10 protein-coding genes are annotated in these 11,482 nt (G+C 51.5%); 7 read left to right on the top strand and 3 right to left on the bottom strand.

Translation table 11 applies throughout. From position 1 onward, the window contains the following. The first annotated feature begins 274 nt into the window (after window positions 1-274). The 5 genes from H144_RS0128700 (at window position 275) to H144_RS0128680 (ending at window position 4,946) form a co-directional block, all read left to right on the top strand. Window positions 275-637 (top strand): hypothetical protein, encoded by a 363-nt coding sequence (locus H144_RS0128700; protein WP_229208023.1) that lies wholly within the window; start codon window positions 275-277, stop codon window positions 635-637. 75 nt (window positions 638-712) lie between these two features. After that, window positions 713-1,129, top strand: coding sequence for a hypothetical protein (locus tag H144_RS0128695; protein WP_019945577.1), 417 nt, complete (start codon window positions 713-715; stop codon window positions 1,127-1,129). Window positions 1,130-1,160: 31 nt separating this feature from the next. Continuing rightward, complete coding sequence (locus H144_RS0128690) at window positions 1,161-2,195, top strand: hypothetical protein (protein WP_019945576.1); 1,035 nt, start codon at window positions 1,161-1,163, stop codon at window positions 2,193-2,195. A 27-nt stretch (window positions 2,196-2,222) separates the two neighbouring features. Further along, entirely contained in the window at window positions 2,223-4,295 is a 2,073-nt protein-coding gene (locus H144_RS0128685) for a T9SS type A sorting domain-containing protein (protein ID WP_019945575.1), read from the top strand. Window positions 4,296-4,514: 219 nt separating this feature from the next. Then, a complete protein-coding gene (locus H144_RS0128680) occupies window positions 4,515-4,946 on the top strand; it encodes a methyltransferase family protein (protein ID WP_019945574.1) in 432 nt (143 codons plus the stop codon). Between the two features lie 51 nt (window positions 4,947-4,997). On the opposite strand, the gene H144_RS0128675 is transcribed toward H144_RS0128680, so the two are convergent. Further along, entirely contained in the window at window positions 4,998-5,186 is a 189-nt protein-coding gene (locus H144_RS0128675; protein ID WP_019945573.1) for a hypothetical protein, read from the bottom strand. 23 nt (window positions 5,187-5,209) lie between these two features. Beyond that, complete coding sequence (locus H144_RS0128670; protein ID WP_019945572.1) at window positions 5,210-5,650, bottom strand: DUF6934 family protein; 441 nt, start codon at window positions 5,648-5,650, stop codon at window positions 5,210-5,212. A 240-nt stretch (window positions 5,651-5,890) separates the two neighbouring features. On the opposite strand from H144_RS0128670, the gene H144_RS0128665 reads away from it, so the two are divergent. After that, the gene (locus H144_RS0128665) at window positions 5,891-6,352 is read left to right on the top strand and encodes a (2Fe-2S)-binding protein (protein WP_019945571.1); all 462 of its coding nucleotides are present in this window, start codon (window positions 5,891-5,893) and stop codon (window positions 6,350-6,352) included. Window positions 6,353-6,361: 9 nt separating this feature from the next. Beyond that, entirely contained in the window at window positions 6,362-8,533 is a 2,172-nt protein-coding gene (locus tag H144_RS0128660) for a xanthine dehydrogenase family protein molybdopterin-binding subunit (protein ID WP_019945570.1), read from the top strand. Between the two features lie 54 nt (window positions 8,534-8,587). Here the strand turns inward: H144_RS0128660 and H144_RS0128655 are convergent, their stop codons facing one another. Next, window positions 8,588-11,347 carry a DUF6797 domain-containing protein gene (locus H144_RS0128655; protein ID WP_019945569.1) on the bottom strand — a complete coding sequence of 920 codons (2,760 nt, stop codon included), beginning with the start codon at window positions 11,345-11,347 and terminating at the stop codon, window positions 8,588-8,590. Between the last annotated feature and the right edge of the window lie 135 nt (window positions 11,348-11,482).

Here is an 11,482-nt window from a genome sequence, read left to right as displayed (position 1 = left end):
GATGGCCAGTACTTCATCAAACTTGATGTAGGCAAAAAATATGGACTGCTGAATTCTTTCATTCCTCCCTCGTCATTTGACAATCCAAAATTTTATACCCGGTACACAGTTTCAAAAATGTACAGGAATGGTCAGCAAACAACAAGTTGCTGCTTTGCGGATATTGGTGAGAAAACACAGTGGGATTTCGAGCTAGCACCCAAGTAAAGACGGCGCGAACCCTATTATTATACATAAATCTTTCATATACACTCAGATGAACCATTATGTTCAAATGCGAAATTTATTTCATTTAGCAATAATGTTGCTGACGATCTGCTCTTGCAAGGATAATCAAACAACAGTCGTTTTCGGAAAAGTTGTTGATCAAAAACAACAGCCAGTGGACAGCATCATGGTTATTGCGACCGGATCGCGCGCTATTCCGGAACGACTGAATCACACTTTTACAGATAGTCTGGGTGGATATACTCTTACGATTGATGTTCCAAAAAAATATCACACACTGAACATATTCATTCCGTATTTGTCAGAAAACCCCAAATTTGAAGCGCACTACAAAATAGAAAACATTTACAAAAACGCTCAGAAAGTCGGCAGCTGCTGTTTTACAGAAATTGGCGAAAAAACGCGATGAGATTTTGAGCTCGCGCCTAAGTAACCTGGAAACCAATGTTTGAATCGAATGCGCTAAATCTAAAACGATGAATTGATGAAACATCTATTTCAAGTCTTCAATCTATTATGCTTCGCGGGAGCACTAATAGGACTCCTGTTCTCTTGCAAAGAAGACCGAACCACAATTGTATTCGGTAAAGTTGTCGATCAGGATCAGCAGCCGGTGGATAGTGTTATGATTTTGGTGACAGGAACGAGATCATTTCAAGGAGGAATTCCAATTTTTAAAACATTAACAGGAAAGGACGGCACGTACACCGTTAATCTGGATGTGGCAAAAAAATATAATGCACTGGACACCTTTATACCGGAATTTTCAATTGATAATCCAAAATACTACAACCACTATAAACTTTCAAAACTGTTCAGGAATGGGCAGCAAACACACAGCTGCTGCTTTGCCGAAATTGGTAAAAAAACGCAATGGGATTTCGAGCTGGAACCTAAGTAAAATTTAATTCAAATAAATATATACATACACGATGACGCATTTAAAAAAAATTGACACAGGAAAGCTATGCCTGATCCTGATGTCCTACCTCTTGCCATGCTCTTATATTTTAGGCCAGGATTACCAAACCGTACGGCAGAAAGCACTCGATAAGCTTGATCTTACCGGCTTTAAAAATGTTCTTTTTATGAATGCCGCGGTTACCACACCTCATGAAATAGCTTATTTGAAAAGTGTCTCCAAGGGATTAGCTAACGCCCCGACACCCGTCTCAGTCGAGGAGTGGCATAACCTCTATCAACGCCTTCTCGATGCCGATTTGCGCGATCATGATAAGCACATACCGCGATTGGAACAATTGATGGAAACCAATCCGTCCAAACTTACCCGCAATGACACAATTCCGATCGGCGTCATCGACTTAGAAGCCATTTATCTGACTGATAAGGAGCTACGCGATAACGAGACTCGGAAAATGGCAGGACGAGCAGCCAATTTTTTGGCTTATGATAAGTTTAGAATCATATACGTCGCTGCCTTGCAGCAAGACATATACCAAGCCGATGTCTGGTTTAAAATCAGTTCGAAATTTTTTATTTCAAACCATTCTGTACAAACAGCCCGGATAGCTCTTGATTTCGGTGACGGACTCGGTTTCCAATCTTGTGTCCCAGGCGAACAGTCAATCCACCACCGCTTTAACACCATCGGCAGACATTCTATCAACATCAAAATAGTTAGTGAATCAATAAATTGCGAATTTCAAACATATGTCGATGTCCGTCAACTTGACCGCGTGCCACCATCGATGGAGTTTCACGCCTCCGCTCCTATTTTGACAATAGATTCTACACTTCAAAATGCCAGGACTCAGGTTGCAGGCGCAACAATCCGGATCATTAACGGATGCGACGCTGTTTTGGACAAGGCAGTGATCGTAGCAGAAGGATTTGACATGGCTAATGATCAAAATCTGGACGTACTAGAAGGGCGTTTTAGAACACCGTTGAGTCAGTGGCTAAGCGAGGGGTACGATCTAGTGCTGGTCGACTATGATGACGCATGAGCCGCCATTGAAAATAATGCACAGGTGATGCAGACAGTTATACAGCAAATCAATTCCATTAAACAGGGCAACGTCGATAATGTAGTCATAGGTGCCAGTATGAGCGGGCTGGTAGCCCGATATGCCATCCGCAAAATGGAAGTGGATGGTATCCAGCACCATGTAAAACTGCTGATATGTTTTGACACCCCGCATCAGGGTGCCAATGTTCCGGTTGGTATGACCCAGCTCCTATGGGAATCCAGTCCGACACTTCTTACCCAGGTGACCCTGAAATTTTTTGCGAAGGGATGGAGGGACTATTACAATGCAATGGCAACACCGGCTGCTTCTCAGATGCTCATGCACTGGGGCGGAGCGATGACCGGAGGGGTCGGGTCGAAATCGCCAGCATATAATGCCTTCCGGACAAATCTCAACAATCTCGGAAACGGGGGCTATCCCGTAAGTTGCCGAAATGTTGCAGTGATAAATGGAAGTATGATCGCTCAGGAAAATGGCGACCTAGCCGGATTTAGCTACGGGAGCAGGATACTGAGAAGCTGGACACCTTTTGGCTTGCAGAACAGCAATATTGATGTACACACAAATGTGCCTGGCCAAAATACAAATGTTTGTCGATTTGCTACATGGGGCATATTTGCGAAAAGACTCGGCGTTGCCCTCACTTACAACAGCTCATTCAATGACGACTTTCTGCCCGGCGGGGTTACGCAATACTCTGTTCCAAACAAGCTATTTTCAAAAACATCAACTTTCCCATTTTGCTTCGTCCCAACTTTTAGTTCTATTGATTACACCGGGCCGGTAAATACACAAAATCAACGGAAATTACTTGACGTTGACGCTGTAAATGCCGTAACGGGCCCGGCGAGGCAGACGCCGTTCGCACAAATTTATGGCAGAAATGAAAATAGCGCTCATATCAACGCAGGATTTCTAGATTGGACACTCATCGGCCAGTCCGAAAACCTCCTCGCCGGGGGTACCACTTGCCCTGCCCTCCCGATTCCGCCCCAGCCCGTCATTTCCGTTTACAATGTCTGCTACCCGTTCAATCAAAGCCGCGCTACGGAAGGGAACACGGCGAATATTTCCGTTTCGCTGGCGACGCCGTCGGGTGGGCAGTATATACATAACTGGCTGGTGCTTCCTACGCAGCAAACTTTTACGACTACCGGCGATCAGATTACTTTTCAGGCGGAGCATCCCGGCCAGTACCAGGTCATTTGCACACGGACTTACCCCAGTCGCCGGGACCTGGAGTCGACGCATGATGTAACATTTGACGTGACGGCATGCGGCGACCCGCTTAACCTGCCGCAAAACCCGCAGATTCCACCGCAAATCGATCCGGATATCAGCATTTTCGATATTTGGGAAAACGATTTCCTGTTGACTACGCCCAAGCCGGACTCGCTGCCGGTATTTGCCCATTATGAAGGGACTCTTCCGGCGATTTTGTATGCGTCAAAAGATGACGGGACCTTTGTGCCAAGCAGCCAGCTGCAAGCCGCAGGCATGTTCCCCGAATTCGCACAGCTATTTGCAGAAGAAGACCCGCGTAACCCGCTGCCTGTCACACTCGCTTCGTTCGCCGTCAGGCACGAAGGCGAGGCAAATCTGCTCGAATGGACCACTTCCACCGAAACAAACAGTGATCATTTCGAAATCGAATGGAGCAAGAATGCGAAGGACTGGACAAGGATTGCCGACGTCTATTGCCGCAACATGGGCACTGCGGACACAGATTATGCATTTACAGATCAGGCAATGCGCACCGGGATCACCTATTACAGGTTAAAAATGATCGACCATGACCATACGTTTGCGTACAGCCGCGTTTGCTGGATTGAATCGGGCGAAACGGCAGCCGTCGCATTTCCCAATCCACTCACGCCGGATATGCCGTTTTCATTGCACGCCAAAAACAAAAAGGTCCATCAGATTGCATTTTTCGATCTCTCAGGCAAACTCGCATTGCAAGCCGGCCGCCTGCCTGCGCCTACAGAATTGCAAAAATTGACAGCGGGGCGATACCTGGTGCGCGCCGTATTTACCGACGGCTCCACAGCCAGCCAGGTAATCATAAAGCCCTGAATCTCTGCCCAAATCAAATTTCATGCAACTATTTGAAAGGTTTCTGCGAAATAGTCGTTAAAACACCGGGCAGCTTACACCGGTTTTCGAACGGTTTAACCCCTGTTTTCGGCAATTCATCACATTGGTTGTCTGTATGTTGAATTTCCCAAACTATTTTCGCGCATGTTTTATTCCAGTGGGAGCGCCTGCCTCCCGGAACATTAACTTCAACTAGCCATGATTACCATTGAAATTGAGCAAGAGCAAGAAATTACGCCAGTAAACATCATCCGGATCGGAACCGGATTCTGGTCTGCGAAACCGCTGATGACCGCCGTCAGGCTGGGACTGTTCACCGAACTGGCTGACGGTCCGCTGTTTGTATCCGAAATCCGACAGAAACTCGGCTTGCACAGCGGCACGTCCCTCGAATTCCTCGACGCCCTCGTCGCCTGGGGCATCATCGAGCGCCAGGGTAAAGGCTTCACCGCCATCTACCGTAACTCTCCCGAAGCCGACACCTTCCTGAACCGCCGTAAAGCGGATTATCTGGGAAATTTGCTGGAAATGGTGCATGATGAGAAATCGTCCATGAGTAGCCTCCGGGAAGCATTCGGCATTGAACAAAAGCCATTGGATCTGAACAGACTTTCGACGATGGTAGCTTAATAAGTTAATAAAGTTAACCCGAGGGAGGCGGTCGAAACCGCCTCCTTTTTTTTACAACCGCATTCTCCGCTCTTCCCTGTGTTTTCGTAATGCCTCCCGAAATTCAGGCGTCCATTGGGCGACCATTTGGTCGACCTTTTCCTGGGCGGATGCTTCGATGATGGGACGGAGTTCTTGCAGTTTTTCGGCGGTCAGCCAATTTGCGTCCCGCTTCTGTTCGTTGTCGGTCTTCGCTGCCATTTGACAAGTTTTTAGGTTACTGATCAATCAAATCGTACTGAAATCACATATCTGACATAATTCTTCCCGCGCTGAAACGACTCGAATAGATGACCGTCAAACGCGCAAATATTAAGATATTCCCCCAAATCGTCCAGTTCCTTATCGATAACCATCCGGTATAAACGGGCGCGCGATGTGGTGTTTGGTTCAATTACCACATAGCTATCGGAATATTCGCTCAGGAAAAATGCAACGGCTTTGGCCGCAGTAAATAAAACACGGTCCGAGTCACCGTTGTTGCTCCGCATGATCGTATCGATAGACCCGTCCGGATTTAATTCTCCCAATACCAGCTCGAAAGTATCCGGATCGCCCGTCGGACGAAAAATAATGGCTTTATAAATGGTGTCCCTTCCCTCGCTCTTAAACCAAAAAATCTGTCCAAGACCACTGGGAATATTCTCGTAGAATCTTAAATCCATTGTAAGGAAGAGTTTGCTGATACTTTCCCCTCAATTTGCGCCACTCCCCCTACCTGCTCCAAATCAAATGTCCGACCGGCGGCGATCGCTTATCAAAAGAAAATTAGCCGGCATCGCCGCAGGCACAAGCGGTTCCAGGGTGCATTTCATCCCGCCAATCGTGCACGTTATCAATCCGATTTGCCGTCGGCGGGCGGGTGGTTTACATTCAGACATTCCTAACTTCCAACAACGTCGCCTATGCCTTCGTACCAGCTTTCTGTCAATGGAAAAAAGTACTCCGTCGATGCGGATGAGCAGATGCCATTATTGTGGGTGATCCGCGACCTGATTGGCCTCACCGGGACTAAATATGGGTGCGGGATCGCGCAGTGCGGGGCTTGTACGGTGCATTTAAGCGGAGCTCCCGTGCGGTCTTGTTCTTTTCCGGTGTCCGCAGTGGGGGAGCAACCGGTAACGACCATCGAGGGGCTTTCAGACGATAATTCTCATCCGGTACAGCGTGCGTGGATCGCCGAGCAGGTGCCTCAATGCGGTTATTGTCAAAGTGGACAGATCATGTCGGCCGCGGCATTGCTGGCAGGGAATGCTAATCCCGACGATGAGGCGATCCATGCCGCCATGAACGGTAACATATGCAGGTGCGGAACCTATCCGCGCATTCGCAAAGCCATTAAAACCGCCGCAAGCTATTCCCATTAACCTTCCGCCATGAAATTACAGGACATTTCCAGACGGGGATTTCTGCGCCAGGCTGCCTGGTCCGGAGCGGCGTTGACCCTGGCCGCTTATCTGCCGGCGGATGGACAAAACCTGCCGGATATCATCAATCCCGGCACAAGCGGCATCGCCCCCGGCACGGAGCTCATGTCGTGGATCTCGATCGATGCTTCGGGCAAGATTACATTAGTGTGCAACCGGTCGGAAATGGGCCAGGGCACCTTCCAGGCCCTCCCGCAAATGCTGGCCGAAGAGCTGGAAGTCCGGTTGGAAGACGTACAGATTATTTTCGCACCTGCCAATCCCGAAAAATACGGTCCGCAGCCGCAAGAGGGCAGTTTTTCCGTACGCGGGTGGGCGCCGCGCCTGCTGCGCTCGGGTGCTTGTGCGAGGGTAATGCTGGTCGAAGCCGCGGCAGCCGAATGGAAAGTCCCCAAAGAGGAATGCTTTGCGGAAAACGGCGCGGTGATCCATCGCGTTTCCAATCAAAAACTCTCCTACGGCGCACTGGCACCCAAAGCCGCCCTGCTTACACCTCCAACCGACATTTCACTGAAAAAACGTGCCGATTACAAAATCATCGGCAAGTCTGCGCCACGGAAAGACATTCCATTGAAAACCAATGGTTCAGCCATTTTCGGTCTGGACAAAAAACTTCCCGGCATGAAATACGCCGTCATCGAACGGAGCAAGCGCTTCCGCGAAGCAGTCAGGAGCTTCGACGACTCCGAAACGCGCAAAGTACCGGGCGTGATACAGGTTTTAAAGGTAAACAGGCCCATTTTTTACCAGTTCTGCGAAGGGGTAGCTGTCGTTGCGGACTCGCTCTGGGCAGCCATGCAAGGCCGGAAGTTGTTGAAAGTGGAATGGGAAGACCTTGGTTTTGAACACCAGAATACCGCGTCTTTGGAAAAACAAATGCGGGAAAACCTGCAAAAACTCGGGCAGCAACCCAAATTCGAAGTCGAGTATGCCCGTACCGTTAAAAAATTGGAAGTAGCCTATGAAACGCCCTACCAGTCGCACAGCTGCATGGAGCCGCTCAACTGCATTGCCGACGTCAGGCAGGATAATATTGAAATATGGGGACCCATCCAGGAAGCCAACTGGATACAAGCCGACCTGAGCGAACATTTCAAAATCCCGATCGCGCGCGTGACGGTGCATATGACCTTCCTGGGCGGCGGTTTCGGGCGAAAAGGCTTCAACGACTATCCCTACGAGGCCGCATTCATCTCCAAAGAAATTCAGGCACCCGTGCAGGTGGTGTGGACACGGGAAGACGACATGACCGCCGGCCCGTTCCGCCCCGGCGCATTCTATACTTTGAAGGGCGGACTCGACGCCAAAGGTCACTTGCATGCATTCCAGGCCAATATGGCTACCCAATGGCTTGGCCAGCAATGGTCGCCCCAGCCGCCCGGCGTGCCCGACATTCCCGGCTATAATACCGGCGACCTCGACGGCCTCCTCCCCGCCTACCGTAAGGGCATCCCACATTATAGTTTCGGCGGCACGGGCACGCATTCGCCTATCCCTGTCATGTGGTGGCGTTCCGTGTACGCGTCCACGAGCGGGTTCGCATGCGAGAGTTTTATAGATGAAATGGCGCATCTGGCGGGCAAAGACCCGGTCCGGTTCCGGCGCGAACACCTCCCCGACCCGCGTTACCGGGCGCTCGTCGACAAACTGGCAGAGCTGTGCGGCTGGTCGTCGCGCGGCAGGAAAACCGGCTGGGGCGTTGCATTTACCGAATCCTTCACGGGCATATGCGGGCATGCCGTAAAGGTGATGCGCAATGCGGAAGGTAAGGTGAGAATCGAAAAAGTGGTTGCATTGATGGACTGCGGCTGGTACGTCAACCCCGACATTATCCGCGCACAGGTTGAAGGCGCCATCGTGATGGCACTGGGCGCGGCCACCACCCACGCAACGACATTCGAGGACGGCAAGGCGGTACAGCAGAATTTCGACACCTACCCGATGCCCCGCATGGCCGACATTCCGCCTATTGAAGTGCACATAATGGAAAACGACGAAAAACCCGGCGGCGTGGGTGAGCCGGGGTTGCCTCCGTTTGCCCCGGCCCTCGCCAATGCGATCTTCGACCTAACGGGCCAGCGCATCCGCCGCCTGCCGTTCAGCCTGGATGATATTTCGTAACTACTGTAAAACAGCCGGTGCCGCCGTGGAGCGGCCACGGTGGCCGTGCCACGGTTATTTCCCTGAAAGCGATTTGATATACAAAATCACCGACTCGATATCATTGTCGGAAAGCACGCCCACGAACGACGGCATTTCTTCATTATAACCCTTCACAATGCGTTTCGAAGGCGTCAGGATCGATTCGCGCAGGTAGGCTTCGTCGGCCACGACCTTCGTACCGTCATCGAATGTCCGCTCCGACTTGTAGAGGTTCTGGAACGGCGGGCCGTACATGCCTTTCGTGCGGGTCCCTTCGGAATGGCAGCCTGCGCAGGCCATTTTCTGGAAAATCTCGCGGCCTTTTTCCGCAGACGCCGCTGTTTCGGCCACGGCAACCGGCGTCGCTTCCGGACGTTTCGCATTCAATAAGGCCAGGTCTACGCCTTCAAAACCCTTCAAATCCACGTCGGTCGATTCATTAACGGTAAACCAAAACTGGTCGTTCACCTTTTTGCCGTCGGCCGCCTGCAAATGGTACGTCACCTCCATCTGCATGATTTCGCTCATTTCCGGCACGAGCAACAGCACGCTCTTCTTGTCCGCCGAGAGGTAAGACGCCGCCACGTGCATGATTTCCTGCCCCGTCGAGCCGTCGGGTTTAAAATGGCCCGAGCCGTATTCCTCGGTGCGTTTGTAATTCCATCTTCTCACCTCAAAGTTCCGCGGATCGGAGGCAGTGGCCTTGTCGAGCGGTGAATCGAAACGGAGCATAATACCCTGCTTTCCGGCGCGGAAATGGTTAGGTAAATAGCTCGGCTTGCCTGTGTAGCGGAGCCTCAGCAATGCACTGATGCCGTTCGAGCTCGATCCCCACAGGTTGAAACCAGCGACGTATAACTGCTCGTCCACCGGGTTCATCGCGCCTTTCGAAGTCGGCGCCGGGTAATTGGCATTGATCACCGAAACGCCGCCTTGTACAATGCTCGTCGTGCTGTCGATCAGCACCCGGAAAAGCCCCGGCCGGCCGAATGAGAAATGGATCAGGTTACCATTCAATGGCCCCATTTTCGAGCTGGTAGCCCACACCTGGCTAATCGCCGAGCGGTCTACGCTGTGAGGGATCCATGTCAATGGCGGCGTTACCGCAGGGTTATCCTTGCGGTGCAGCGTCGGTTCTACGCCGAAATAATCGTTTTGATGAATGACAAAAATCGGGGTCGATGGCACAAAATTGCCCTGCTGGTCGGAAGCGGTGAGAATGCCTTTTGTAGGGTGAATGCCCAGGTAGGGCCCGCGCAACCCCGTCGCGACCATTTCCGCGCTTCTGCCGTCTTTCGAGATTTTGAGGATCGCGCCATTCTGGTCAGAACCTGCTCGAAAACCTTTGCCGGTCACCTTGGTCATCCCTGGCCCATTGCTCAGGCTGCCGCCTTTGGCGATGTAAAAAGTACCGTCCGGTGCCGTTACAAGGTCGGCCGCCCACTCGCGCGACTCGGCCGATTGGCCCATTACATTGGAAAAATTCTCGTAATAATCCGCTACGCCGTCGTTGTTCAGGTCACGAAGATGCACGATGCCGTTCCGGTCGAAAACATAAATGCTGTCTTTCACGATTTCGATGCTCATCGGCTCATGCAGGCCCGATGCGAATCGTCTCCATTTGATATTTTGCAGGCTCCGATCAGTCCCTTCGATCGTCCAAACGTCGCCATCGAAAGTTACTACCGCAGCCCGGCCGTCCTTAAAAAAAGCGACATCGGCCACACGCACATTCCTTTTCCACGGATTGTTCAATGGCAATGTGAGCTGATCGGTCACAAATGCGGCGGTATCCGGCGCCAGTTTCCCCTGGGTTACCACCGTTTCTTTCCACAATGCCGGGCCGCCCTTTTTGAAATCGGGCAATGCGGCGGGTTTTGTTTTACAATATTTTTCAAATGCCTTTTTGTCCTTCGAAAGCCCTTTCCAGATCGCGACGGTCGCTTCCCTGGCATTCGCGGACGCCGGTACTTTTACCGTTAAATATTTCCCCTCTTCCACTCCCGGCTGCCAGTCCGCCTTTCCTTTACCCAAAACCGCAACGGCAGTTACCGTGTCCTTCCCGGCTCCCTGGTACACATATGCAATGCGTCCTTTGACCTCGCTTCCCGTGGCATTACCGATCTCCGCGGCCGTCAGGTAGAGCTCAGGACCCGCGTTCGCAGCCTGAAAACTACGCGTCAATACCACGCCGCCATCGAACTTCGCGCTGCCCGGCATTTCGTAAATCTCCGCCTTTCCCACCGAATAGGACAACACCGAGCGGTTGCCGTAAATGTAAACGCCATTGTATCTTCCCTGCTCCGCGGGAAGCGCTTTCCAGGTCGGCGGCAGCGATTGGTCCGTCCGGTAGGCAGGCTTGCCCGTGGACCAGCCCGCGTAGGCGCCCGTAGCGAGCACAGGCGTGCCCGGAACAGTGGCAATGTTATTGTTTTTGTTAAAAAAATCCTTGTACGACACCTGCGCCATCAGCACCATCGGCAGGAATTTGCCCGTCCACGCCACCGACCACCGCAGCAAATCGGTGTCGAAGCAGGCATATGCGCTGTCGCCCAGCTGCAATGCGAGGGTGCGCGCTGCCTGGTTATCCTTCGGGAAACCGCCACCCAGCTTGCGGGCATCCACCGACGTGGAAATGTAGGGAAAACCGGGTTCGACAAACGAGGCGAGTTGCAGCGAGTCCGGACGATCGGAGGCGGTGTTGCGGGTGTAGGTATAGCCGGTCAGGAGCACAGACGCCAGTGAAGCGCCGCCAAGCAGGGCTATCCCCCACCGTTTTGAAATGTTAAGCATGTATGGTTCAGGTGATAAAAGAACAATTTTTAAAGCAATGCAAAATAGGAACTTACTGAAATACTAATGACCAATTTTCGCGCCCCAGTCCCTTACAGGTCGTAAAAAAGCCCTCCTATTGAATTTAAATGAATA

Source organism: Dyadobacter beijingensis DSM 21582, from assembly GCF_000382205.1.
Classification (GTDB): Bacteria; Bacteroidota; Bacteroidia; order Cytophagales; family Spirosomataceae; genus Dyadobacter; species Dyadobacter beijingensis.
This window is presented reverse-complemented; position numbering and strand designations above follow the sequence as displayed.